Raw genomic sequence first — 24,880 nt, forward strand, 5'->3', positions numbered from 1 at the left:
GTGCAGAATGCACACACTAGCACGGGGAACGCCACAATGAAGTAACCCATGTCATGCGGAGCTAGAATGGTGTTCGCCTCACCATTGTACTAAAACCTTGAGCGGGGACAACCCCGCCTAACCACCAAGTATAGCGCACTTTCCTCTGCTTAAAAACACATGTGCTAGAATGTATCTAAAAATATGAGGGAGTTAGATGTATGCTTTGGCCTTTGATCTCAAAATTGAAAATCTGAAACAAGAGTATGGGACACCTTATAATAAGGCCTATGATGATGTGCGTCAGGAATTGGAGTCTTTGGGGTTTAAATGGACGCAGGGTAGCTTATATATTAGCCCTGAAGTGAATGCCTTAGCAGCGGTCTATAAGGCCATTGCCAAACTCTCTAGCATTGAGTGGTTTAAGAAAAGTGTGCGTGATATTCGAGCGTTCAAAGTGGAGGATTTTAGCGATTTTACCCCCATTGTAACACAACCCTAAACCCTCCATGTCGGCCTAGGTTTAAAGGGATTTCTGCCCTGTGTGATCTCTTGCTTAGGGGCAAAAGGGGCTTTGACCTCGGAGTGGTTCAGACAACTAGCTAAAGCATCGATACAATCATCTTGCTTGTAAGGTCTATCAGGATTGAAGCTAAGAAGCTCTTTTTTGAGTTGTTCTTGATTTTGGCAGGCATGGCTAAAAACTAGAAAGCCCGTGTTGTAGTAGGGGCGCATGGCTTTGATTTTCTCTACCTTGCTCACCTTACGGCTGGGGGTGTAGCAATAGACATAGTCGTTTAATGGGGGCTTGTTGTGCTCTTTGGCCTGTTGGTTGAATTTGACCAACTCTACCATGAGTAGGCGGTGTAACACGAGCCCCCCTGCCTCACTCTCAATATAGGTCTTGGCTTGGGGGTATTGCTGCTTGGCTTGTAGAATGTGATTAATCGTGTCTTCCTCACTCCAAATCCCACAGAAACAATCTAAGACACAATAGCGCGCACTCTGCTTGTAATTCTCTACTCCCACCACCACAATGGCACGATTATCCGCACTCTGTTTGAGGCTCAAAGCATTGTCTACAAAGAGGAAGGTATTGAGTGTGCCTAATTGGTGTAAATAGACATTGTGGTAGTGCTCTTCTTCAAAGTAGCCCCCACTTAAGGCGATGGGTTCTTGTTGGTATTGCGCGCTGAATTCGTCATTGCCCATTTGCAGGCGCAAAGCTTCTAATTGTTCTGCATTGTGGCGGGCTGCAAAGAGGGGTTCTTGGGCTTCTCTGGTGTAGCTAAAGTCTCCTATTGCATAGGTTTGGCTTTGTGTGTTGAGGGCTTGGAGTTTGAGCACCTTCCAAGCCTCAATGCTCTCCCTCTCAAACTCTTTCTCACTCAATAAAAAGCCACATAGGTCATTATCCCCCAGTCTCTGCATCAATAGGGTGATATTGCTCTGATTGTCCTGCAAGCGGCTTAGCACACTCTCCTTAAAATTGCTATGCACGGCTTTGATCGCACTCTTGCTAGACATTTCGCTCACTTTGATGGGATCATCAATGAGAATTTGGTGGGCATGAAAGCCTGTGAGCGCACTCTTAAGCGTGGTCACAAACAAGCCCCCTCCTTCTCTGAGCACAAACTCTTGGGCATTGTCCTGCAAGAACTCTAGAGGTTCAGGGAAGATTTGGGCATAGTATTTGGACTTCATCAAGTCTCTAACCTGGTTGGCAATTTTGCGACACAAATCATCAGAGTAGCTGATGTAAAAGAATTTTCTGCTCCTATCTAAGCCTAAAGCCCAGGCGATGAAACATCTAGCGATGATCTCGGTCTTGCCATAGCTGGGGGGCATGTTGATCATCAGGCGCGTGATTAAGTGTTCCTGCGCGCTGGGAAGAGTGTGCTCTAGCACCTTGCACAAATAGGCGATATGCCAGCTATCTAAAAAGGGGGCCAGGTTATAGCGTGCCCATTTGAGCTTGACAAAGGTATACAAGTCTTTCTTGGCCAAAGCTCTTAAGATAAGCTCTTGCGTAATGGCTTGCTTGTCCATCATTCTCTATTCATGGGGAAAGGGGCTGGTGTGCTGTTCACTGGGGGCTTTTTCTTGTAGGCGGGGTCTAGGCCCTCTAGGGTGCACACGCGCAAACGCCCCAGCGTGCCTGCCTCTTTTTTGCCTTTTTTAAAGACCTCTTTACTGGTGTGTTCACGCTGCAAAATGGCACAGAATTTGACTGCTTTCATACAGACCTTTCTTTAAGAAAATTAGGGCGCTTATCTTAACCAAAAGCCTAAGAGGAAAAAAGGGTTAAAAGCTTTTAGAAAGAAAATGTGGGGGAGGGTTTGATGAGGGTGTGGCACAGCCCATCCCCTAAAAGTTTAAAATTTTCAAGTTGCCATGCAAGCAAAAATGCAAACGAAATACCATGCGTTTACTTTGCCTAAACCTCCTATAATCCCTGCTACTAGTTTTGGGGGTTTGAGGGGGTGGGGTGTTTAATACTGCTGGTTTCATGTTGACTGAATTTTAAAAGTCAACCCTTCCAATTTGAGTCAAGCTCTCCCCTAAACTCTCTTCTAGTAGCGCGGTAATGTCCACATATTCTATTTTGGCTTGGGTGAGGGCAATTAGTGCATCCATATGGGAATTTTGGTAGCTCAAATATTCGAACAATCCAATTTTGCCCGCTTCGTAGGCGGCACGCCCTTTTTCCATTAGGAGTCTTTTATTGCTTATCGCCTGAGTTTGGACACGCATGAAGCGTTCTTTAGTTTTGAGTTGTTGTAGATAAGCTTTAGCGTTGATGCGGATATTGCGCTTGATGACTTCATTTTGGGAGCGCGCGCCATTTTCCAGTGCAAGGAATTTACGTTTGAGATGGATGTTCTTAGGCGTAACAGGTAAGGGAATGCGAAATTTCATGGAAATATTGGTAGCAGAGTTATAACTTTCAGCCCCCAAGCCAAATTCAAAATCATGGAAAATGTCACGATTGGCTAGGTTGGCGTTGACACGGTAATCCTTGGCACTTAAATCCAAAACTTCCACATAGAGTGAATGACTCAAAACACGCTCAAGCATGTGGGGACCCAGATGCACATAGTCAAACTTAAGCGCAGGGATTTTGACAACATTCAGGGGGTCTAAAAATTCGCTAAAAGGGGCATCTCCCTTTACTTGATCTGTAATCGCCAAAAGAGTATGGAGAATCCTTTCTTGGTTGATAATCACATTTTCAAGATTGATCTTGGCAAGTTTGGATTCCAAATAGGAATTTTTGAAATTAATATAGTCCTTTTCAGGCATGCTACCCGTGCTCACTTTGTGCTGCGCTGCGTTGAGTTCCTGCAAAAAGAGGTGTTCGCGCCGTGCATAAATTTTATGCTTCTCAATATTGAGAGTGTAATTCAGATAAAGGCGTTTAGCCCCAATAAAAGCCAAATTACGACTCAGCTCATAACTCTTGCGGTATTGCACATTCTTAATGGAAAGAGAGCGCGTGAGCAAGCGACTAACCCATGGAAGCTTGGGTCTGATCATTAAAATAGTGCGCGGTTGGGGTTCGTCAATTCCCTGATAATTACGCACTAGAGAAGTGACTTGGGAGATGAAGGGGAAATCCCACGCATTGTTAGACTTTTGTTCTTCTAACAAGCTCATGAAATTGGCTTTTTTGGCAATGAGCTCCAAAGAATTATGCTCGACGCGTTTAAAAAATTCGTCCAAAGAAAAAGTACGTGCTCCCAAAGGAACTAGTAGGATAGCGCATAAAAGGGCAATGTTCGCCCACATTCTACAGCTCTTTAATGTCTGCTATACCCAAAAATTCGTGATAAATGGCGTTGAGCAAACCTTGTCGGTTATGCCGCGTTTGCAAACAAGGATCAAGCACTAAAACCCGCTCAAAGAAGAGTTCTAAGGGTTCTTTTAGTGTGCATAGGGCATTGAGCTTGTCTAAAAAATCTTCAAACTCCAGGCGTGTTACTTGTAAATAAGCCTCATGCAAGGCATGTTCACTCGAGTCTTGAAATAGTGCGGGATTGACCTGAGAAGAGGTATTATCTGAGGTGATATTGGCAACGCGTTTAAAGATTGCCACCAATTCTTGGGAATACTCCTCTTGGAAGAAGGTATGCAAAGCCCGCACCTTATGGGCAATTTGGCAAATACCATAAGCATTGCTATGCGAGGTTTTAAGACCCTTGAGCACAGCTTTATAGAGGGTAGTATCAAAATTAGGGATTTGAGAGGCCAACACATGGGTGAAACGCTCTAGGATAAAATCCCTTAATAAGTCTACATTAAAGGTGGCATAAGGATGCGCGAGGGTCTGCAAATGGGTGTGCAGATTGAAATCCAGGTCATATTGCAGACAGATGCGCAAAATTCCATTGGCAGCACGGCGCAGTGCAAAGGGGTCTTTGGAGCCAGTGGGGATTTTCCCCACACTAAAGAGGGCAAGCAGGGTGTCTAGCTTGATTGCCAGCGCACCTAATGCACTTAGCAAACTAGAAGGTAGAGGAGTGTGCTCGCCTAGGGGGAGGTACTGCTCTTTAATCGCCATGCACACCTCGGGGTGTTTTTGGTGGTGTTTGGCGTAATAAAACCCCATCGTCGCCTGCAGTTCAGGAAACTCATAGACCACCTCACTACATAGATCTGCTTTGGCTAGAGCCAAGACTTCTTGCAATGTAGCGTGCATGTTGGAGTCGTACTGGGTAGCTAACCATGCCCCGATATGTTGCTCACGTCGCACCTTCTCCTTTAAGCTGCCCAATCCCTGCACAAAGGCGATTGTCTCTAGGTTCTGGGCGATATAATCCCATTCTAGGGGTTTATGGAGATCATTTTGGTAGAAAAATACAGCATCACTCAAGCGCGCGCGCAAGACCTTTTCATTTCCCGCCACAATCTGACTAAAGTCTCCATGTTCTAGGGGAACATTACTCACCACGATGAAGGCATTGTGCAGGGATTCGTCCTTAAAAACGGCAAAATAGCGCTGGTGGGCTTGCATAGATGTGGTGATGACTTCAGGGGGTAGGGTTAGGAATGTAGAGTCAAATTGCCCATAAAGTGCAGTGGGGTAAGAGGTGATCGCCACAATCTCTTCGAGTAAATGGGTATCTAGGGCAACGCGCACTCCATGAGCCTGTTCCAAGGCATGGATTTCTTGTAATATTTTTGTGCGTCGTGCGTTGGAGTCTAAAATCATTCCCCCTTCTTGTAAGACTTCAAAATAACGAGCAATGCTGGGGGTTGTGATATAGTCAAAACCCCGTGTAAAGTGCAATTTTGTGGCTGCATAGGCGCTGCAGCCATAAACCCGTGTACAAGCGGGCAGCTCTAGGGGCGTTGTTCCGAAAATGACACAGATATTGTGAATGGGGCGGATAAAGCGTTCTTGCACAGACCCCCATGCCATGCTCTTGCCAAAATCTAGGGCTTTTAAAAAATCCAGAACCATGCTGTCTAAAAGGGTGATTGTGGGGATGGGGGGTGTGGTAGTGGTGGCATAGAGCACCTCTTTTTGATTTTTAAGAGCTGTGGCTAAAGTGGGAGGAAGTCCTAATTTGGTGTAAAATTTTTCTCCAATAGGGTTGAGTACGCCCTCTTGTGTGCCAATGCCAAGGGGTGGGCCAAAGTGTTCACAGGTTTTAGAAGGGGTATGAGTGGGAAAGTGGGGTGTGTGTAGCACCAAGCGCGTGGGGGTGTAGTGCAGTTCAAACACTGCGCTTAGATCGTGCTTTTCTAAAATGCGATACCACTTGTCTAGCATGCGGGGCAGTTCCTGCAACAAGGGACCAGCAGGCATTTCTTCAGTTAGAATCTCTATGAGTAGGGCTTGGCTCAAACGCGCTCCTATGGGGTAGTGCTTAATGGAATTCTAGGATGACTTATAGTATCATAGCAGGCCTTAGATAAAAAATGCTTGATGAGGTTGGGTATGGAAAGAGCACGCGGCAAGTTGCAGCGGGCCTTAATGGCAGGTGTGTTGGGAGTGTTGGGTTTGCTCAATGCAGAGAAGGCCCATTTGGCTGAGTGTAATGATCCGCTCAAGTTCAACGATCAGCAAAAACAGATCATTGTCTATGCCTATCGTTATGGTTTCAAACAAGATTTGGGTTATGAATTGGCTGCTATTGCGTGGAAGGAATCTTGTGCAGGGATGTACCGGGTGAATTTTGGCGATCCAAGTGCGGGTATTTATCATGCCTATATTCCCAGCGTACTCAAGCTTTACAATGAGCGCGATACGCGTTTCATGCAAAATGTGTATGGAGATTTACTTATACGCGATAAGGCCTTCGCCTCTAAGGTGGCGTTAGACATGTTGGTGAGTTGGCGGCGTACCCATAATGGCGATCTCAAGAACATGATCAAATCCTACCATAAGGGTTTGCGTTGGCAGAAAAATGATTACCTTAACCAAACTGCTGATGAATATTATCAAGATATTTTGGCAAAAATCAGGACACTCAAGAGCGTGATGCCCACCCTACAGCAGAGTGTGGACAACAATCAAGCCCCCCAAGCGCACACCACTTACGCTCAGAGCGAGGTGCGCCCTGTGGAAGTTCGCCCTAAACCCAAGCCCAAGCCTAAAGCCGCCCCTAAAAAACGCCATAGCACCTCTAAAACCCAATCTAAGAAAACCACAGCGCACACCCAAAAACCTAAATCTCAACCCAAATCCAATACCCATACCACGCACAAGAAGCGTCAGGACGATAATTCGATCTTCTTGATGCAAGAAGCTCCGGTGTTCTGATGCAAAAGACCTTACTCATCATCACGGATGGCATCGGGCACAACCCCTCCTCGCATGCGAATGCTTTTTACCATGCCAAAAAACCCACTTACGATTGGATGTTCGCCCACCTTCCCCATACCTTACTCAAAACCCATGGCTTGAGTGTGGGCTTACCCGAAGGACAGATGGGTAATTCTGAGGTGGGGCACATGTGTATAGGTGCTGGGCGTGTGCTCGATCAGGATTTGGTCAGGATTTCTAAGGCATTTGAACAAGAACTCATCGAAGATAACCCCGCTTTCCAGAGTGTTGCAGAGCATACGAACATCGTGCATGTTTTGGGATTGATGAGCGATGGAGGGGTACATGCCCATATCGATCACCTCATGGGCATGGCTTTGCTCCTGGAGAGAATGGGCAAACAGGTGTGGTTACATTTAGTGAGCGATGGGCGTGATGTCTTGCCTCGAAGTGCGTTGGGCTACCTAGCCTTGGTAGAGGGTATCTGTGATGAACGCATTCAGATCGCCACCCTCTCGGGGCGTTTTTTTGCCATGGATCGCGATAAGCGTTTTGAACGCACTTTGAAAGCTTATGAGAGCATTGCCCATGGCAGAAATAAAAGCGATCTGAGTCCCAAAGCCTATATTGAGCACATGTATGCGCAGGGCATTAGTGATGAGTTTTTAGAACCCGCCAGTTTTGGAAGCTATGCAGGCATGTTTGATGGAGAGGGCTTGATTACGATCAATTTCCGCAGCGATCGCGCCCGTCAAATTGTACAAGTCTTAGGGGGAGATTTGAGTGTCTTTGAAGGATTGTCAGAGTGCGGGGCGGGTGCACCAGAATTGCTCATAGCCACCATGACCGCTTACAGCGCATCTTTCACCCACCCTGTGCTCTTCCCCAAAGAGGAGGTTCGCACCACTCTGGCTAAAGTGGTTTCTCAGGCTGGGCTTAGCCAAGCCCACATTGCTGAAACCGAGAAATACGCCCATGTGAGTTTTTTTATCAATGGAGGGCTAGAGGCCCCTTTTGAGCAGGAAGAGCGTATCCTTATTCCCAGCCCTAAAGTGAGCACTTATGACCTATGTCCACAGATGAGTGCTCACGAAGTGGGCGAGGCAGTGCGTGCATGTATGCGCAAGGGCACAGACCTCATCATCGTCAATTTCGCTAATGGGGATATGGTCGGGCATACAGGCAATTTCAAGGCAGCAGTGCAGGCCGTAGAGGTGGTGGATCAAGAATTAGGTTTGATTTTAGAATTAGCCCAGGAGTTGCGCTATGCCATGCTTCTTACCAGCGATCATGGTAATTGCGAGGAAATGCGCGACTCTAGCGATGGTATGCTCACCAACCACACCACGTATGAGGTCTACTGCTTCGTATTGGGAGAGGGTGTTACACATTTACAAAGCGGGGGGCTGAATAATGTGGCGGCCAGTGTGCTCAAACTATTAGGTTTGCGTGTCCCAGAGAGTATGGACGCGCCGTTGCTGTGAATTTCTGCACCCTGACTTCTGCGGGTCTTAGTTAAGTGGATGGTTGGCTGCAGGTGGCGGTTTGTGCCATAAACGCAGAAAACACGCGGGCCCTGATAATACCACGATCTCTATGGGGTGTGTCAAACTACTTCTAAAATCTCTTGCAAGTCTAGCGAATGCACGACAATCTTTGCATGCTGTTGGACGATCGCTTTAGCGTTGAAGGCAATGCTCACATCAGCCAAGCTAAACATGCATATATCATTAGCTCCATCGCCCACTACGATGGTGTGTTGCACTTCTAAAAGTTGCTGCAAGCTTTGAAGCATTTCAAACTTAGAATTCCCACGCATCATCGGTCCACTTACTAGGCCCTCCAAACGCTCCTCATGTACATGCAGGGTGTTGCTAAAATCTGCATCTAGGCCTAGTTCCTCCTTAAAAAAGCTTGTAGCTAACTTAAATCCTCCACTAAAACACACCACTTTATACCCACGCGCTTGCAAACCCTGCACAACCTCGTGCGCCCCTTGGTGTAAGGGTAAACTCTCGCACACCTTCTTAGCTACCTCAAAGTCCATACCCTTTAGTAGAGCTACCCGACTCACAAGACTTGTATAGAAATCGGCCTTACCCTCCATTGCCTGTGCTGTAGAAGAGCGCACCTCGTCCCCAACCCCATAAACATCGCCTAAAATCTCTAAAGTTTCGGCATTAACTAACGTTGAATCAAAATCAAAGACTGCTAATTTCACGTATTCTACTCCACTGAATGGCCGCCTGCATGCCAAGACTTGCAGGCAACTAAGTTACGGAAAACCAAGAGTAGCTTAACATGCCACGCTTAAAAGTCAAATTTAGTGTATTGTCATGCAGGTAAAATCGCATTGATGTTTTGAATACAATGAAAAAGTTTAGCAACAAGCACGGCTTAAGCCTTTTAAAGGGCTTAAAGGGTTTTTTAGGCATACTAGGGTCTCTTTCTTACACTCACCCCGATATTTTAAGGATATAGATGGAAAAGATTTTAGACATTGTAGAGCTGATTGCCTATGAAAAAGGCCTAAGTTTAGAACTGGTTAAGGAAGTTGTAAAGAATAGTATTCTCAAAGTTGCCAAAAGCACTTTAGATTCTCAGGCAAATTTTATCATCGATGATAGCAATAAAGATTTTACCTTATTGCACGTGGTAGAAGTGTGCGCCGATGACGACCCTAAATTGGAATCCGATCCTACTAATACTCTAGCTCTGAGTAAAGCACTACAAGATGACCCTTCCTTAAAACCCAATGATCTAGTGCATTATGAGATCAGCTTGAAAGACATGAAACGAGGTGCGGTAAACGCACTTTTTAGGGACTTAGAATTCAATATTCAAAGAAGTTTAGAGGACCAGTATTTTCAAAAGTATAAGGGCATGCTCAATAGTATTGTGCGGGGGGTGGTTTTAGATGTAGATAAGGATCAAAATACCTTTGTGGAGATCGAAGGCGTGCAGGCAGTATTGGCATTGCGCAACCGCATTAAGGGCGAGAGTTTCAAAGTGGGCGACACTCTACGCGCGATTTTAAAGAATGTGCGCTTTAGCAAACAGGGCTTGATTTTAGAACTCTCCAGGACTACTCCCAAATTCCTAGAAGCCCTCCTGCACCTAGAGGTGCCAGAGATCGCTGATAAAGAGATTGAAATTATGGGAATTGCGCGCATCCCAGGTGATCGCGCCAAGCTTGCCCTGCGCTCGCATAACGCCCACATAGACCCCATTGGCGCAACCGTAGGAGTCAAAGGGACGCGCATTAACGCCATTAGTAAAGAACTCTGTAATGAGAGCATTGATTGCGTGCATTACAATGAAGTGCCAGAGATTTACATTGCCAACGCGCTCTCACCGGCCAATATCATCAAGATCGAGTTGAGTCAAACCCCCTTAGAGGATAGGGTGCAAAAAAGTGCTATAGTAACCTTGCATGGTGATCAAAAGAGTAAGGCGATTGGCAAAAGTGGTGTGAATGTGCGTTTAGCGTGTATGCTCACTGGTTATGACATTGATTTTGATGTGTTGCAAGCTCCCCAACCCTCCGAACAGGTTACTCCAAGTAAAAGCGGGCTAAGTATGCTCGAATCCCTCTTTAAACCCACTCCCAAACAACCCTAAATGAGTAATGGCGCAAGCCCAAAACCCAATACTACTGCAAATACAATGACTGATAAACCGGGCAAAAAGAAAGAGTGATCAAAGATGTATTTGCCAATGCGCGTGCTACCCGTATCGTCCATTTGTACTGCCCCTAGTAAGGTGGGATAGGTGGGTAGCACAAAAAGTGCTGATACTGCCGCGAAAGAGGCAACCACAATATGAACATGCTCGGTGTGTTCGGGGGTGATCCCTAGAGCGACAATGACGCTAGGAATGAGGGCTTTGGTCGTAGCAGCTTGGGAATAAAGGAGCATGCTAGTAAAGAATAGACCCGCAGCTAGTAAAAAGGGATAGTGCGTCAGCCATGTAGAAGCGATGTCCTTAATGGGTTCAATATAACCTCGCACAAAGGTATCGCCCAGCCACGCTACGCCCAATACGCATACGCACGCACTCAAACCCGCTTTAAAGGTACTGGTTTGCACAAGATGGTTAGCGTTGAGCTTGCACATCATAACAATGAGCGCAGCGATGGTGAGCATAAAAGCAATGATCGCATCGTTGCGGGGCAAAACCACGGGCTTGATCCAACCCACATTTTTCGAGATAGCTGTGGCATAGAGCACCACCGCTACAATGCCCAAGATAAAAATCAATACAGAAAGTTTTGCGCTTTTGCCAATCTCTTTATGGGTGCGCGAGATAGTGGTTTGGGCGGAGATGATATCATTATTTAGTTGGTTAGGCAAAAAGGTGTTCACTAAAAATGCGGTGATCAAGCATGCTATGAGTGTGGTAGGAATGCAGATAGCTAATAAAATCGGGTAAGAGACTCCAAAGGGTTCTAAAAACGCGCTCATTGCAATCACGGCGGCAGAAACCGGGCTAGCAGTGATGCCCACTTGACTCGCCACCACAGCTAAAGAGAGAGGACGAGAGGGGCGGATATTTTGCCCCTTTGCCACTTCTACAATAACAGGCAAGACAGAAAAAGTAGTATGCCCCGTGCCCGCCAGTAAGGTTAGCGTATATGTTACCAAAGGGGCTAAGTAATTGATATGTTTGGGATTGCGTCGCAAGGCCTTTTCGGCAATACTCACCAAATAATCTAAGCCACCGGCTAGTTGCATGCTTGAAATCGCCCCAATTACAGACATGATGATCAAAATTACATCCCAAGGGATATTACCCGGGCGCATGCCTAAAAATAGGCTTAGCCCCGCCACCCCCAGCCCTCCAGCAAAGCCAATACCCATGCCTCCTAAGCGTACACCTAAATAAATCGCCCCCAAGAGCACGGCAATTTGCAAGCCCAATACCATCAAAACTCCTCACTAAGTTGGATTGACCAGCACCTCACGCCAGGTGTGGGGATGGGTGCGCATGAGCTTTACCAAGTGCTGGGCATGGGTGGCATTCGAGCTAAAAATTTGCAAATAAGGCCCCAGCGCATGCAAGCTAACGTCCACAATATTAGAACTGCCATCATTCATGTTCTTGATAAGCACCTGGTGGGCATGGAGGGGGGTGTTCTCTAAAAAATGTTGTTCCATGTGGCTAAGCTGAATGCCTAATTGCTGACTAAGCAGCGTACTATCCATGTGCTTTTGGGGGTAAAAAATCAAAGTGCCCATGTTATTGACAAAGCTTTTGGCATGGTTGAGATCGTAGAGTTGGTGGACATCTTGCAGGGCTAAGACCACCACCCCATTGGCCTTGCGGGCTTGGGTAATGAGAGTATTGATGTGATGATTGAGCATGGGGTTTTGCGCGTAGCTTTTAAACTCGTCCACAAAGAGCAAAAACCCCTGCTGGGTTTGCAGGGCGCGCTGAAAAATCTTGTAAAAAATATAGTAGGCTAAAAGCCCTAAATCCTTAGAGTTGAGGGTGATTGCGTCCATGTTAATGGTGGTCAAGGGGGTTTGAAACTCTAAACTATCCTCTAGGGAGTTAAACAAGGGGTGATTGAGGTAAGGTTCTAAGTTCAAGCTTAGTTTGGAGCTATAGAGGAGCGCATCTTTGAAATCTTGCAAACAAAAGGTTTGGGGAGGAAGGGCTGCATAGAGACTTTCTAAGGCTTTGTGAATCGCGTTGCTTGCCTCGATGTCCTGCGCGCTCACCTCAAGCATCGCTGCGTAAAAAGAGTATAAAAAGTCATGATTTTCTTGGGAGGATTCCAAAGAAAGGGGGTTGATTTTAAAATGCACTCCGCTATTGTAAGTGCCCCCTAAATAGTGTGTGCAAGAAAAGAGCCCATGGGCGCGATCTAGAGCTAAGATATTGAGATGATCGTATTTGAGCGCACTCATCATCAAAAAACCCATCAAGGTAGTTTTGCCCGCGCCCGTTGCTCCGATAATCATGGTATGTCCATTGACCTTGGCGATATTGTGTTGGGGCACTCCCTGGTGACGCACTTCTTGGTTATGAAAATTGAAAAGGTAGGGAGAATGATCCAAATTTTTAAATACGCTCAAGGGCATATCCCCCCAAGAATTGCTCTTAAACCCCCGGTTAGCTCGCTCAAAAACCACCAAACACGCCAGTGCTTGCGCGCTTTGGCAACGCAGGCGGGGATTGAGCTGGACACGCCCTGGGAAGAGTGAAAAGTAAGCGGGTTTGAGCCCTAGAGTTTCCACCACGCCCACTAAGTGCTCATTAGCTAATAGGCTTAATACCTCTTGGGTGTGCTGGTTGAGTTCCTCTAGGGTAGAGTTTCTCAGCAAAATGTTTAGCGCGCATTGTTGCAGACAGAGTCGCTTAGATTTGATGAGTTCATGGTAGCGTTCCAACTCGGTGCGCACCAATCGCGTCAAACTCAAGCGGATTTTTTCTTGGATAAAGGCGAGCGCTTCTTGGGTGCTAAGAGGTTTGATGGAAAAGATAATGTCAAGTTCTTTGGGCTGGTGGAGCAAAGAAGAGAGCGCAATGGAGGTGATGTTTTTCCCCTCATAGGCTTTGATGCCAAGAATGCGGTTATAGATGCGTGTATCATAGTGTTCTTGGAGAAAATAGTCCTTCTCAAAATGTACATTCGTCGCAATGTAGCTATCACTTAAAAAACCCATCTTGGGTTTTAAAGGGATAGAGATGCCATTGATTAATCCGGCGTAAAACTCTAAAACTTGGGTAGAATCGAGCAATGAAGGCTGAAAATCTTGAAGTGCATGGGTAATTTGAGCGATGGCATGGCGCAAAGAGGCGATTTTGTGTGCATAGGGGTCGCTTGGGGTGTTTGTAGCGGTGATTTCTAGCTTTTTCTTTTCAAAGAAACCCTTGAGGGGGTGCGTGGCGGTTTCTAAAATGAGGTAGTAAGTGTTTTCGTAAATAGATTTGCTCTCAAAGCGATGGATGAGGTGGCGGGCATGGGGGTTTTGCACGTGAGGGTTTTGTTTGAGCGCAACCTGGCGACGCTGGGTGTAGATACGCAAGACAATATTGCTAAGTTGACTCAAAGCGTTGTGCTTGCTTTCAAAATACCCTTCTAAGTCTTTGTCTGACATTGCGTTCAAACTCAAGCCTTCTATACGCACCATACCTACTAGTTGTTCTTGTTTAGTGAGTAAGAAATGCGTGTCGTAGAGACCTAGAATATTATTCTCTTCGACCATAGAGTAAACTTTTGGCAGGACACCAGTCAAGAAATCCCAAGCCTTATCGCGTAAAAAACTCCCTACCCTAAGCCACATCGTCGATCCATTGTGAAAATTATAATGAGCGGTGTATTAAGTCAGGATTAATTATAATAGGCGCTATGGATAAGTTCTCTAAAGACCCCTTGCAAGCGCAGCTCTTTCAAGAACTCTTGGCGCGCATGGAGCACCAACAAGCCCTATTCGAACAGGAAATGCAACACAAGATCGAGAACTTGGCGATCCAAAAATTAGACCTCAATAGCGTTTTTAGATTGGAGCGCAAACGCACCGCCATCGCTTACAAACTTGTGGCTTTGCTCAGTGTGATCAGCGTGGGCTTAACCATCGCGCTCATCGCGCTCTTGCCTCTCAAAGAAACACAGCCCTATTTTGTGGATTTTGCCAACCAAGATAAGCACTATGCCATTATCCAGCGCGCTGATGCAAGCATTTCCAGCAATGAAGCACTGGTGCGCTCACTCATAGGCACTTACATCCTCAATCGCGAGTCGATCAACCACATTGACGATCAACAACGCTATGAGGCAGTGCGCCTACAAAGTAGCCACAAGGTGTGGGAGATCTTTGAGAGTCTAGTCGCTTCTAAAAACAGCATTTACACCGACACCAACATGGCGCGCGACATTAAAATTATTGACATTGCCCTCCTCAAGCACGCCCAAGCGACCAATGTCGGGAGTGCACACATCAGCGCAAAACTCTTTCACAACGGACAGCTTGTCTACGAAAAGCGCTACCATGTGACTCTAAGCTACGCCTTTTTGCGACCTCCCAAATTTGATTACGCTCCCATGCCCCAAAACCCCACAGGTTTTCAGGTTACCCAGTACAGCGTCGCAGAAACGAGTAACCTTAAGTAACCCGCACGCAAAACCCCAACCTCTTTGAGGTCTTGGGGCCCTAATACCCTAGCGTTTTAAGCTATTGACTGTCTGGAGCATGTTATCGGCCGTTTGAATCGTCTTAGAATTGGCTTCATAAGCCCTTTGAGCGGTGATAAGATCAGTCATCTCTTCGACTAGACGCACATTACTCAGTTCCAAAAAGCCCTGCCGTAATTGCCCATAACCATCGCCATTAGGATTACCCACGATAGCTGGACCACTCGCAGAGGTAACAGCCAAGAGGTTATCGCCCAAAGCGTGCAAACCAGCGGGGTTGATAAAATTAGCTAAGGTGATTTGTCCAATGACATTAGAAGTGCTCGCATTGCCCTGCGTAACACTCACCGTGCCATCTACCCCGATACTAATTTGGGTGGTGTCTTGGGGAAATGTAATCTGGGGAATAAGCAAATACCCTTCCGTAGTAACCATATTGCCCTGATCGTCGATCTTAAAATTGCCTGCACGGGTGTAGGCAGTCGAACCATCGGGAAGCTGGATTTGAAAAAAGCCCTTGCCCGTAATGGCGATGTCTAAATTGTTTTCAGTTTCTTTAGGGCTGCCTTGGGAGAACATTTTGGTTACACTGGAAGTGCGCACCCCTAAGCCCACTTCGATTCCATTGGGCGATTTAGTGGTGTCTGAGGTAGAAGTGCCTGCGTACTGGAGGGCTTGGTAAAAGAGATCGTTGAAATCGGCTCTTTGTTTCTTGAAGCCAACGGTGTTGACATTAGCAATGTTGTTAGAGGTGGTATCGATGTGGGTTTGTTGCCCCAGCATTCCAGTTGTCGCACTATAAAGGGATCGCAACATAGTCAGCCTTTTTTGTTGAGTTGGTCTATTCTAGCCTAATTTCCCCCTTACAGCCTTAAAGATGATGCGTGTTTTGACATGCTCCCCATACCTAAGGCTAGGACTTTGGAGCGCAGTTGTAAGAATGCAGTAAAAAAACCCATCTCCGTAGAATTTTGTAGAAACAGCTAAAAGGAAGCAATGAGTTGGGTGTAGAGAGCGCTACGGTCTTGATAGCCACCCCCGCAGTATGTAATTTGGGGGTTACAATAGGCATTCAAGCCTGCTTGATATCCCTTGTTAGTATGAATTCCATAATAGGTTAAATCCATTAGGCCTTTTAAATTAGGGGTGAATTGGTAGCTCAAAGAAAGAGCCACACGGCCTTCATAAGAGACAGGTGCACTGCTCCACTGCCATGTCATGCGCCATGCCAACTTCTTTTTAAAATGCGTACCTCCATAGACAAGGGCTCCTGTTATGGCATTAGCTTTTAGGGCGGTGCCTGCATAACCTGCCCAAAGACTATTGCCATAAAACTCCACACCCGCTGGATTACCTGTGTTGCCTATCCACGCATTACTATTGCGGAAGTTTTTATAAAAAGTCCCCAAGATGTAGAACTGGTTAATATCAAAGCGTTGGCGGATTGTCAGGCTCTGTCCATTGGCTGTAGCAGGATTGTCATAGCGGTAAATGACACCTCCATGCTCGTTGTATACCATCCAAGGATAGTAGAAGGGTAAAAAGAGGGTGATTTGGGTATTAGAACGCCAGCCTTTGCCATTAAAATTGGGATCGCTATCCCAACCCATTCGCAGACCCGGGGCGTTGAACATCTTGGGAGAAAAATAAAAAAATCCCTCGATGACCAAGTGGTGTTGTTCATAGGTGAGTTGCATAGCATGGGTGCCATAAGCGATTTTATGTCCACTGGGTGTGTAGCCTCCTTGCGCATTCTTGTGGTAACCACCACTGTAAACGACCCTGGAAGCATACCAATCTCTTAAAAGAGCCCCTGTCGCATACGCACGACCCCAAGAACTAAACCACCAAAGGCGCACATGTTGTATTTGGCCATATACCTCAAATCCTTGGGTTTGTCCGCTTTTATAATAAGCTCGAGAAAGATAACGCCCAATCTTGATTCCAAACTGATCCTGATAATTGTACTCCAAATGCGCGTCGCTAAAAACATAAAAATGGCTAAAATTCCTAAGCTTACGATTTTTAACCCATACATCATCGCTTTGCACAACATCGGCTGCCCCACCTAAATACCCATCATAGTAGGCGAAGTTTTGGTAGACTACCGACCCTCCGTAGAATTTTCTTGTGCCATCGTAGAGTATACCTCCAACCATGCCCCCAACTCTACCCTTTAGACTGTGTTTACCCAGGTTTTTGGATAATAAATTAAACTTAAGGGCTAAATAACCCGCAATAGTCGCGTATTGCTGCATCGGATAAATGCCCTTATTCTTCTCTATGGCATGTTGGTTAAAGCCAAGGGTGGCAGCCTGATTAGCAAAGCCGCTTAACTTATAATCAGCGGCTTTTACACAGGGAGTGCATAGGATCAGAGCAATGCCTGAAATTACTCTTAAAAGAGTGCGTTCAGGTATCAACACTGCCCTACTAATCTTACCTATCAATCTTGCAAATCCTTTGAGCTGAAGGCTAGGGAACGGCTCCCCTCAGAAATCTGGTCCCATCAAAACCCACTCTGCAAGGGGTTTTACGGTCTCTATTCCAAAGAGTTGATGCCCTAACTCTTTGGGCTTTATAGCACAAGTTTGCCGCATGCGATCAACCACCCCCATAGCTTTAGACTTATGGGCTTTAGAGCGTGAGTGGCAAAATTCCACCTAAGACCTCTCCTGTATGCTGGTTTCACTTAGTCTTATCAAAATGCCTAAGTAGAATCAACCTATCTAGCGCATTTTGGGGCGAAAATAACCCTATAAAAATTCGAGAAACTTATTGGACTTCAAAGGACTTTTTTATATCAATGACATAGCGAAAAGAAGCGTTGGAGTGTGTCAGATTGTAGTAAACCTGATCAATATCCCTAGCGGTTACTAGCTCGATTTCAGGGTAAATATTGTGCAAAATGGAAAAATCTAACATTTCTTGGGTTTCTTTGATCCCCCCAATCAAGGAACCATAGACCTTTTTATTGCCATGTCTAATTAACTGGGCAACATTCACGCTGGGTAACACATCTCTGGGCGGGTTACCCACAATGGCTAACTCGCCTCCGTAGGCGAGCACCTCCAAATAGTCAGCGATGTTGTAGGGGGTGGGAATGGTGGAGAGGATTAAATCCAAACCTGCCCCTCTTGCTTCTTTGACAGAACTATAATAGTGTCTAGCTCCCATTGTCAAAGCCTGATCTCTCTTGGCTTCACTGCGCCCGATTACGCTCACTTCAGCACCCATCGCCAAGGCGTATTTTAAGGCCATGTGCCCTAGCCCGCCAAAACCGGCCACTCCCACCTTAGAGCCTGCCTGGATATTTGAGAATTTTAAAGGAGAGTAGGTGGTGATGCCCGCACAAAGCAGAGGGGCAATCTTTTCTAGGGGCGCGTCATTGGGGATACGAATCATGTAATCTTCATCTACCACGATGCAATCAGAATAGCCCCCCATGTGGGGTTCGTTGTTGTGGAAGTAATCGGGGCAATCGTAGGTAAAGACCACTTTTGGACAGAATTGTTCGCGCTCAAGTGCGCACGGCTCGCATGCACGACAGGAGTTGACAAAACAACCCACGCCTACTTGGTCGCCTACCTTGAATTTGCGCGCATGCGCGCCGACTTCTTTAACTACGCCCGCAATCTCATGCCCGGGAATCATCGGATAAGTGCCCTCATGCCATTCGCTATAGGCTGAATGCACATCGCTATGGCAAATCCCACAATAGTGGATGTCTATCAACACATCCTTTTCGCCTAAAGCATGGCGGGTGAAATGGTGTTCTTGAAATTTCCCCTCTTTAGAATGGATGGCAAAACCCCTAGCAGGAATGCGGGCCGACATAACAATCCCCTGCTAAAAATTAAAACGATAGCCCACATACAGGCTATATTGTCTGCGGTAAGTAAAAGTCAAAGGACCATTGTGGAAATAATAATCGTTGATGGTGGGAATTTTAACCCCAAAGTCAAACTCTTGGTGTTTGGCAATGGTGGTTCGCAAACCGGCATTGAATAGAAACTGGAAAATAGCAGGATCAATATCTCCCTTACTCTTCAAGAACCCTCCCGTAGTGTTACCCCAAGAGTTGCCCGCGATGGCCACCCCAAAGAAAAATCCAAAGGTAGCGGTGTCCCTGTTGATCACATCATACAAAGTATCAATACCCCCCCCATAGGTGAACATATCAGTGAGATTAGCAACAGTGCCCTGTCCGGGCACAAGCTCATTAGCCCCAAAAACCGCATGCCCATAGTCCATAAAGCCATAATAGCGCAACCCAAACCACTTTTTATGCCCCAAGAAATGTTTATAGCCTACACTAATTCCAAGCCCCTGCATGACAGCCGCATAAGTGTAGTGGCCGCTGGGGAATTTAGGGTAATTAAGTGGGTCACCAAGAGGGGGGTTCTTGATCATCTGTCCCACCTGCCCCACTTGATAGCTCGCTCCCACATACCACGCATTCCTCTCTGCACACAGGGGAAGGGAAAGCGCACCAAAAACAGCCACGCCCTTGATGAAGTTAGAAAATAGTTTATCCATGCGTCCTCTCTGTCCTAAATGTTGCTGTATTGTCCTATTCTAGCATATTTTTTTTAAATCTAGGTCTTGGGCGCTTGCAAAACCCGAGCGATGAGCTCTAGGGGGTGTAAGAACTGCGTGGGCGCGTCTATTTGGTGTAAAGCGTTGTTAAGCTGGACACGGCAAGCCGAACATTCCGCGCTCACTACTTGGGCGTGGGTGTTGGCGATGTCTTGAGCTTTGGGCAAACCTGCCTGCACGCTTAAAGCGTAGTGATCGCTCTGCATACTCACCCCCCCAAAACCACAGCAACGATCGCTCTCTTGCATTTCACTTAAGTGAAAATTTGCCCCTAAAAGCGCGCGCGGCTCTTTATAAACCCCCAAGACTTTTTTAGCATGGCAGGGGTCATGATAGGTCAAGCTAAGGGGATTTTTAGGATAGGTTTTGAGCACCTCTAAAAGCGCGCTATTATGGGTTAAAAAGCTAGAGGCAAATTGTAATTTGTCTGCCACCTTGCGCCATTTTTCTAACCACTCTTGGCGCGTTTTAGGATCGGGGATGCTCTCAAAGACATGTTGATAATCTTTTTTGAGCATGCTAATGCAGGTCGCCTCAGGAACTAAGATCGCCTCTGTGTGTGTGGCTACATCTATAAGTAAGTCCACATTTTTTTGGGCTAGATAAAGGGCGGTGTCTATATCCCCAGTGAAGAAGGCGGGCGCGCCACAACAAAATTGCTTGGGGATATGCGCGCTGATATTGAGCTTGTCTAAAATGGTGAGTAAACTCTTGCCTACGCTGGGGTAATTGTAATTACCCAAACAACCAATGAAAATCCCCACACTCTTAGCGGGCATGTTCTCTAAGGGGGCTTTGGGGGAAATTATGCCCTGATGAGTGCACAAAAAGCTTTGGCGCGCGAAGGGAAAAAACGCGCGTTTGGCTAAGATTTTGGGCGCGAGAGATTGAAAACGCCAATGGATTTTGTCTTTCACTTGTTTAAAAGCACAGGGTGCACTCACGGCACAGAGGGAAAAGACAAAATCCATGAGTTTGGGGTGTTTAAGCAGAAAAAAATAAAGCCTTTTATGCCACGCAATCCCATGTTTGTGCGCACTTAAAACGCGCACTTTTTCAATCATGCTATCTATGGGCAGATGAAAGGGGCAGACCTGCACACAGGTAGTGCAGAGAAAACAACTCTCAAAAATGTGTTTTAGGGGGGTATTGAGCTCTAAACTCTCCTGCTTGACTAAAGCGATGAGGTCTAAAAACCCGCGCGGGGAAGTGGTTTCATCTTTGTGGATACGATAAATAGTGCAACTGGGGACGCATTTGCCGCATTTGACGCAGGCCTGCGTGGTGCGCTCAATATCTGCATCTAACCATACCTCTAATTTAGAGGGTTTTACTGAATTTTTGATCCCCATGGTGTTTGTCCAAATACGCATCAAATACCATCGCGATGTTGCGCACCAACATCGCTCCCGTGGGGCTTGTCTTTAAGCCCTGTGCATCCACATGCACCAACCCCTCTTGCTCGTAGGGCTTTAGTGCCTCCAGGGCTTGCTTGAAATGGGTTTTGAAGTCAATATTAAAGGCGTGCTCAATGGTGCTAAAATCCAGTTCTAAATTGTTCATCAGGTGCATGATCACCTCTTTGCGCAAGCGATCCTCTGCACTTAAAACGATACCCCGCTCTACAGGTAAATGCCCGTCATCGAGCGCGTTCTCATACGCCTTTAAATCCTTAAAGTTTTGGGTGTAATAGTCTAGCCCCTCCCCAATGCTAGTAACCCCTACCCCAATGGTTTGGGAGAATTTTTTGGTGGTGTAGCCCTGAAAATTGCGTCTGAGTTGTTTGTTTTGCAAGGCTAGATAGAGCTCATTATCCCTTTTAGCAAAGTGATCCATGCCAATCATTTCGTAGTCGCGCTGGGTGAGAAAGGTGATCAAAAACTGCAAAATTTCTAGTTTCTGGCTGGGAGTGGGTAGGGTGGTAGGGTCTATTTTCATGGTGTGCTTGATCCAAGGTACATGGGCGTAATTAAACACAGCTAGGCGATCGGGTTCTAGGCGCAGAGCCTGCTCTAAGGTGCTTTGGAAACTGCCTACACTCTGAAAGGGTAAACCATAGATGAGATCGAAATTCAGTGAATTGATCCCAAACTCACGGGCTAGCTCCACCTTTTCACGCACAAGATCAAAGCTTTGCAAGCGATTGACTGCTTTTTGCACCACAGGCTCAAAATCTTGCACCCCAAAACTCAGACGGTTAAAGCCGTGCTTTTTAAGGACGCGCATTTGATCGCGATTAAAGTGGCGTGGATCGACTTCACAAGCCAATTCGGCATCGGGCGCAAAATTAGAGAAAGTCGCTCGAATGCTCTCAATAATGCGTTCCAGTTGCTCTGCGCTAAAAAAAGTGGGTGTGCCCCCGCCAAAATGCAATTGCACCACTTCTCTTTGTGTGTCCAAATATTGTTTTAATAACTCCAGCTCCTTTTGCAAATAGAGAATGTAGCGTTCTTTCTTACGCTCACTGCTGCTATAAATGACATTGCAGGCGCAAAAATAGCAAGGGCTCTTGCAAAAGGGGAGATGGAAATATAAGGAAAGAGGGGTTTGCTTTGGAGTGCGTGCGAGAGCTTGGAGCAAATCGCTCTCTTGGAAGTTGGCGTGAAATTCCACCGCTGTAGGATAGCTGGTGTATCTAGGACCGGGTTTAGAATGGTGGGCGAATTGCTGGAAGTCTAGAGGTTTCACGGCTAAAAAGGGATATTCTCCAAGTTTTCAAGTTTCAAATAATCCTCTTTCTTGGCTTCCAAAAACTCAGCCAAGTTAAAGAATAGATTAGGATACTGCTTTTTAAGGTCGCGCACAAAATCCAGCGAGGAAATCTTAGGCAAATTTCCATCACTCCCACGCATACCCTCTAATTTTTTCAAGGCAACCGCCATGGCATCCTTGAAATCTACAGGTGTAAGCGTGGCCATGTCGCGTTCCAACTCCACTACCATCTTTTCTTCATACGCCTGCTGGATCACCTGCACAATGTATTGCAGTAAGATTTCAGGCACGACTACAAAGCGTTGATCTTGTTCGTCCTGCACCAGCCAAGCCTCCTTGGTATTGAGCGTGCCCTCCTGAGATTCCAGGAGCATTTGGTTGGGGGCAATACGCTTAGCGCACACCTTGTTCTTCCCTGACTCTAAACTCTGGTAAATTTCTTGCATGTCGCTAGGACTCAATCTAGCTTGAGAAGCATCGTTCATATTTGCCACCTTTCCGTGCCATTTTAGCACAAAATCCCTAATAGCCATAACTTGCCTTAATTTGATCTAGGCGTGCATGGGTGTTGCTTAAAGCAAAATCCCCCAAGATCAGGGCTAATAAACTCGCACACACCACACTCCCTCGAATTGCAATGCAAGGATCATGCCTGCCCTTGAGTGTGATTTGGGTGCTTTGCTTTTGGGTGTTAATACTTTCTTGGGGCAGGGCAATGCTAGAAGTGGGCTTGAAATGCACCCACACCACTAAATCCGCTCCATTTCCAAAACCCCCCAACACTCCCCCGCAATGATTGCTCTTGAACCCATGAAAACCTAGTGCGTCATTATACATGCTACCTTGCATGCTAGCAGCTTGGGGATCGCCCATAAATACCCCCTTAACCCCATTAAGCCCCATCATTGCATAGGCAATACGCGCGTCTAAGCGATCGCTAAATTCGCCCAAGCCTAGTAGAGCGCGTCCGTGTGCGTGCACCAACACCACACCTCCCAAACTATCGCCTGCTTTCTTTGCTTGCAAGATCACCTCTTGTTGGGCTTCTTGGGCATGTTTGTCTAGGCTAAAAATGGGGCTGGTTTGGGCATGCTCAAAGTCTAATTTTTGGGCTTGCACTCCTCCCACACTAAACACTCCGCTAGCTATTTCTATACCCATCTCTTTCAAAAGCAATTTAGCAATCGCTCCTGCACCCACTTTGATCACGCTTTCTCGGGCCGAGCTACGCCCTCCGCCTCGATGATCTCTAATCCCATATTTAGCAAAAGTGGTAAAGTCGGCGTGTCCGGGACGAAAGGTTTCTTTTAAGGAGTCGTAATCTTTGGAGTGCACATTTTTATTACGCACCACCAGCCCGATGGGTGCGCCCGTGCTTGTCCCCTCAAAGACTCCGCTCACAATTTCGATCTTATCCTCTTCTTGGCGCGGAGTGGTGAAAGCATTCACGCTTTTGCGCTTATTGACTTCTGCCTGAATAAAATCTAAATCCATTTTTAACCCCGCAGGTACGCCCTCCAACACTCCACCAACCATAATTCCATGCGACTCCCCAAAGGTGCGTAAGATTAAACTCATGCACTACCCTCTAAACGCAAGCGTTGGTAGGCCATCTGGGCACAGAGTTGCTGGGCTTCTTTTTTGCTCTTAGCGCTACAAGTGCCATAGAGTTTATCTAAAATAAAAATTTGCATTTCAAATTGTTTGGCGTGATCGGGCCCGCTCTCACTTTTGAGAGTATAGGTAGGCACGACTTTAAAACGCGCTTGGGTGAGTTCTTGCAGCGCACTTTTATAATCCATGAAAGTGCTTTGCAAGGAGAGATCGGGGTAAATGCGGTCTAAAAAATGACTCATCAAGGTTTTAATGGATTCTAACCCACTCTCTAAATAGATAGCTCCCATCAATGCTTCAAAAGCGTTGGCTAAGATGGAGGGTTTGGTGTGCCCGTGGTTATTGGCTTCTGCTGGAGAGATGAGGATATAATCTTGCAGTTGCAAGAGAGAGGCGAGCTTGAAAAACGCCTTTTCGTTCACCAATGCAGCGCGCATTTTGGAGAGATCGCCCTCTTGGAGATCGCTAAAACGCGCAAAGAGAATCTCTGCCACCACCAAATCCAACACTGCATCGCCCAGAAACTCTAGCCTTTCGTTGTTAGGACGGGCTTTAGTGCTCTTGTGGGTAAGGGCTTGTTGTAGTAAAGCGGGGTTTTGGAAACGATAACCCAATAATTCTTGTAATCTCTCTAGCATGAAACTCCTTTTTGGTGTAATGCTTCTTGTTTGGCCAATGCGTCGCAGCGCTCATTATAGGCGTGCCCGGCATGCCCTCTAATCCAATGGGGGGTAATGCGGTGCGGGGCAGATAGTGTTAAAAACTCTTTCCAGAGATCGACATTTTTGACTTTGGCAAAATTCCTGGCTTGCCAGGTTTTTAGCCATTTAGAAATGCCATGACAGACATAGGTTGAGTCGCTATAAAGGGACACATAACAGGACTCCTTAAGGACTTTAAGAGCCTCGTTGAGTGCTTGCAATTCCATGCGGTTATTGGTAGTGTGGGGTGCACCTCCGGTGATGATCTTTTCATAATCTTGATAGCGCAGGATCGCACAATAACCTCCCGCCCCCGGGTTACCCAAAGACGATCCATCACAAAAAATTTCAATGTGTTTCATC

The 24,880-nt window shown here is 46.4% G+C and carries 22 protein-coding genes; 5 read left to right on the forward strand and 17 right to left on the reverse strand.

The annotated features are described in order from the left end of the window. The first annotated feature begins 196 nt into the window (after nucleotides 1–196). Nucleotides 197–481 (forward strand): endoribonuclease VapD, encoded by a 285-nt coding sequence (gene vapD / locus C6H04_RS06210; protein ID WP_104696282.1) that lies wholly within the window; start codon nucleotides 197–199, stop codon nucleotides 479–481. On the opposite strand, the gene C6H04_RS06215 is transcribed toward vapD, so the two are convergent. From C6H04_RS06215 to glyS, 4 genes are all read right to left on the reverse strand, one after another. Next, nucleotides 478–2,028, reverse strand: coding sequence for a hypothetical protein (locus tag C6H04_RS06215; protein WP_104732639.1), 1,551 nt, complete (start codon nucleotides 2,026–2,028; stop codon nucleotides 478–480). The genes vapD and C6H04_RS06215 overlap by 4 nt on opposite strands. Beyond that, the gene (locus C6H04_RS06220) at nucleotides 2,028–2,219 is read right to left on the reverse strand and encodes a hypothetical protein (RefSeq protein ID WP_104732640.1); all 192 of its coding nucleotides are present in this window, start codon (nucleotides 2,217–2,219) and stop codon (nucleotides 2,028–2,030) included. The genes C6H04_RS06215 and C6H04_RS06220 overlap by 1 nt, the downstream gene beginning before the upstream one ends. Nucleotides 2,220–2,502: 283 nt before the next feature. Further along, nucleotides 2,503–3,768, reverse strand: coding sequence for a TolC family protein (locus C6H04_RS06225; RefSeq protein WP_104732641.1), 1,266 nt, complete (start codon nucleotides 3,766–3,768; stop codon nucleotides 2,503–2,505). 1 nt (nucleotide 3,769) lies between these two features. Beyond that, on the reverse strand, nucleotides 3,770–5,830 hold the full coding sequence (gene glyS / locus C6H04_RS06230) for a glycine--tRNA ligase subunit beta (protein ID WP_199767095.1): 2,061 nt from the start codon (nucleotides 5,828–5,830) through the stop codon (nucleotides 3,770–3,772). 93 nt (nucleotides 5,831–5,923) lie between these two features. Here glyS and C6H04_RS06235 point away from each other — a divergent pair, with 93 nt between their 5' ends. Together C6H04_RS06235 and gpmI are read left to right on the forward strand one after the other, a co-directional pair. Further along, entirely contained in the window at nucleotides 5,924–6,748 is an 825-nt protein-coding gene (locus tag C6H04_RS06235) for a hypothetical protein (protein WP_104732643.1), read from the forward strand. Further along, a complete protein-coding gene (gene gpmI / locus C6H04_RS06240) occupies nucleotides 6,745–8,235 on the forward strand; it encodes a 2,3-bisphosphoglycerate-independent phosphoglycerate mutase (RefSeq protein ID WP_199766015.1) in 1,491 nt (496 codons plus the stop codon). The genes C6H04_RS06235 and gpmI overlap by 4 nt, the downstream gene beginning before the upstream one ends. Nucleotides 8,236–8,357: 122 nt before the next feature. Here gpmI and serB read toward each other — a convergent pair whose 3' ends face one another. Further along, nucleotides 8,358–8,972: a phosphoserine phosphatase SerB gene (serB, locus tag C6H04_RS06245; protein WP_104732645.1), complete on the reverse strand. Its 615-nt coding sequence runs from the start codon at nucleotides 8,970–8,972 to the stop codon at nucleotides 8,358–8,360. A gap of 260 nt (nucleotides 8,973–9,232) precedes the next feature. Between serB and nusA the strand changes: the two genes are divergently transcribed. Next, nucleotides 9,233–10,372, forward strand: coding sequence for a transcription termination factor NusA (gene nusA, locus C6H04_RS06250; protein WP_104695778.1), 1,140 nt, complete (start codon nucleotides 9,233–9,235; stop codon nucleotides 10,370–10,372). Here the strand turns inward: nusA and C6H04_RS06255 are convergent. Further along, nucleotides 10,369–11,676, reverse strand: a complete 1,308-nt coding sequence (locus tag C6H04_RS06255) for an anaerobic C4-dicarboxylate transporter (protein ID WP_104695777.1) — start codon at nucleotides 11,674–11,676, stop codon at nucleotides 10,369–10,371. The two genes, nusA and C6H04_RS06255, sit on opposite strands and share 4 nt — an antisense overlap. Nucleotides 11,677–11,688: 12 nt before the next feature. Next, nucleotides 11,689–14,043, reverse strand: a complete 2,355-nt coding sequence (locus C6H04_RS06260; protein WP_104732646.1) for a VirB4 family type IV secretion/conjugal transfer ATPase — start codon at nucleotides 14,041–14,043, stop codon at nucleotides 11,689–11,691. 65 nt (nucleotides 14,044–14,108) lie between these two features. Here C6H04_RS06260 and C6H04_RS06265 point away from each other — a divergent pair, with 65 nt between their 5' ends. Continuing rightward, on the forward strand, nucleotides 14,109–14,870 hold the full coding sequence (locus tag C6H04_RS06265; protein ID WP_104732647.1) for a VirB8 family type IV secretion system protein: 762 nt from the start codon (nucleotides 14,109–14,111) through the stop codon (nucleotides 14,868–14,870). A 48-nt stretch (nucleotides 14,871–14,918) separates the two neighbouring features. Here C6H04_RS06265 and flgG read toward each other — a convergent pair whose 3' ends face one another. The 10 genes from flgG to rnhA form a co-directional block, all read right to left on the reverse strand. Further along, nucleotides 14,919–15,707: a flagellar basal-body rod protein FlgG gene (flgG, locus tag C6H04_RS06270; RefSeq protein ID WP_104695370.1), complete on the reverse strand. Its 789-nt coding sequence runs from the start codon at nucleotides 15,705–15,707 to the stop codon at nucleotides 14,919–14,921. Between the two features lie 167 nt (nucleotides 15,708–15,874). Then, the gene (locus C6H04_RS06275) at nucleotides 15,875–17,284 is read right to left on the reverse strand and encodes an outer membrane family protein (protein WP_104732674.1); all 1,410 of its coding nucleotides are present in this window, start codon (nucleotides 17,282–17,284) and stop codon (nucleotides 15,875–15,877) included. 382 nt (nucleotides 17,285–17,666) lie between these two features. Next, nucleotides 17,667–18,728: an NAD(P)-dependent alcohol dehydrogenase gene (locus tag C6H04_RS06280; RefSeq protein WP_104695369.1), complete on the reverse strand. Its 1,062-nt coding sequence runs from the start codon at nucleotides 18,726–18,728 to the stop codon at nucleotides 17,667–17,669. A gap of 12 nt (nucleotides 18,729–18,740) precedes the next feature. After that, on the reverse strand, nucleotides 18,741–19,430 hold the full coding sequence (locus C6H04_RS06285; RefSeq protein ID WP_104695368.1) for an outer membrane protein: 690 nt from the start codon (nucleotides 19,428–19,430) through the stop codon (nucleotides 18,741–18,743). Nucleotides 19,431–19,489: 59 nt separating this feature from the next. Then, entirely contained in the window at nucleotides 19,490–20,842 is a 1,353-nt protein-coding gene (locus tag C6H04_RS06290) for a (Fe-S)-binding protein (RefSeq protein WP_104732648.1), read from the reverse strand. Continuing rightward, a complete protein-coding gene (hemN, locus tag C6H04_RS06295; RefSeq protein ID WP_104695366.1) occupies nucleotides 20,811–22,178 on the reverse strand; it encodes an oxygen-independent coproporphyrinogen III oxidase in 1,368 nt (455 codons plus the stop codon). The genes C6H04_RS06290 and hemN overlap by 32 nt, the downstream gene beginning before the upstream one ends. 2 nt (nucleotides 22,179–22,180) lie before the next feature. Beyond that, nucleotides 22,181–22,687, reverse strand: a complete 507-nt coding sequence (locus C6H04_RS06300) for a DUF2603 domain-containing protein (protein WP_233709682.1) — start codon at nucleotides 22,685–22,687, stop codon at nucleotides 22,181–22,183. Nucleotides 22,688–22,724: 37 nt separating this feature from the next. Next, nucleotides 22,725–23,780 (reverse strand): chorismate synthase, encoded by a 1,056-nt coding sequence (gene aroC, locus C6H04_RS06305; protein WP_104732649.1) that lies wholly within the window; start codon nucleotides 23,778–23,780, stop codon nucleotides 22,725–22,727. Next, nucleotides 23,777–24,454, reverse strand: a complete 678-nt coding sequence (rnc, locus tag C6H04_RS06310; RefSeq protein WP_104732650.1) for a ribonuclease III — start codon at nucleotides 24,452–24,454, stop codon at nucleotides 23,777–23,779. The genes aroC and rnc overlap by 4 nt, the downstream gene beginning before the upstream one ends. After that, nucleotides 24,448–24,879, reverse strand: coding sequence for a ribonuclease HI (gene rnhA, locus C6H04_RS06315; RefSeq protein WP_104695362.1), 432 nt, complete (start codon nucleotides 24,877–24,879; stop codon nucleotides 24,448–24,450). The genes rnc and rnhA overlap by 7 nt, the downstream gene beginning before the upstream one ends. Nucleotide 24,880 lies beyond the last annotated feature (1 nt).

This window comes from Helicobacter salomonis (assembly GCF_900197775.1).
Lineage (GTDB): Bacteria > Campylobacterota > Campylobacteria > Campylobacterales > Helicobacteraceae > Helicobacter > Helicobacter salomonis.

Excerpts from the sequence above, each read along its gene's own strand:
- vapD (WP_104696282.1), top strand. The coding sequence starts at position 197 with ATGTATGCTTTGGCCTTTGATCTCAAAATTGAAAATCTGAAACAAGAG.
- C6H04_RS06215 (WP_104732639.1), bottom strand. The coding sequence starts at position 2,028 with ATGGACAAGCAAGCCATTACGCAAGAGCTTATCTTAAGAGCTTTGGCC.
- C6H04_RS06220 (WP_104732640.1), bottom strand. The coding sequence starts at position 2,219 with ATGAAAGCAGTCAAATTCTGTGCCATTTTGCAGCGTGAACACACCAGT.
- C6H04_RS06225 (WP_104732641.1), bottom strand. The coding sequence starts at position 3,768 with ATGTGGGCGAACATTGCCCTTTTATGCGCTATCCTACTAGTTCCTTTG.
- C6H04_RS06235 (WP_104732643.1), top strand. The coding sequence starts at position 5,924 with ATGGAAAGAGCACGCGGCAAGTTGCAGCGGGCCTTAATGGCAGGTGTG.
- nusA (WP_104695778.1), top strand. The coding sequence starts at position 9,233 with ATGGAAAAGATTTTAGACATTGTAGAGCTGATTGCCTATGAAAAAGGC.
- C6H04_RS06255 (WP_104695777.1), bottom strand. The coding sequence starts at position 11,676 with ATGGTATTGGGCTTGCAAATTGCCGTGCTCTTGGGGGCGATTTATTTA.
- C6H04_RS06260 (WP_104732646.1), bottom strand. The coding sequence starts at position 14,043 with ATGTGGCTTAGGGTAGGGAGTTTTTTACGCGATAAGGCTTGGGATTTC.
- C6H04_RS06265 (WP_104732647.1), top strand. The coding sequence starts at position 14,109 with ATGGATAAGTTCTCTAAAGACCCCTTGCAAGCGCAGCTCTTTCAAGAA.
- flgG (WP_104695370.1), bottom strand. The coding sequence starts at position 15,707 with ATGTTGCGATCCCTTTATAGTGCGACAACTGGAATGCTGGGGCAACAA.
- C6H04_RS06280 (WP_104695369.1), bottom strand. The coding sequence starts at position 18,728 with ATGTCGGCCCGCATTCCTGCTAGGGGTTTTGCCATCCATTCTAAAGAG.
- C6H04_RS06285 (WP_104695368.1), bottom strand. The coding sequence starts at position 19,430 with ATGGATAAACTATTTTCTAACTTCATCAAGGGCGTGGCTGTTTTTGGT.
- C6H04_RS06290 (WP_104732648.1), bottom strand. The coding sequence starts at position 20,842 with ATGGGGATCAAAAATTCAGTAAAACCCTCTAAATTAGAGGTATGGTTA.
- C6H04_RS06300 (WP_233709682.1), bottom strand. The coding sequence starts at position 22,687 with ATGAACGATGCTTCTCAAGCTAGATTGAGTCCTAGCGACATGCAAGAA.
- aroC (WP_104732649.1), bottom strand. The coding sequence starts at position 23,780 with ATGAGTTTAATCTTACGCACCTTTGGGGAGTCGCATGGAATTATGGTT.
- rnc (WP_104732650.1), bottom strand. The coding sequence starts at position 24,454 with ATGCTAGAGAGATTACAAGAATTATTGGGTTATCGTTTCCAAAACCCC.
- rnhA (WP_104695362.1), bottom strand. The coding sequence starts at position 24,879 with ATGAAACACATTGAAATTTTTTGTGATGGATCGTCTTTGGGTAACCCG.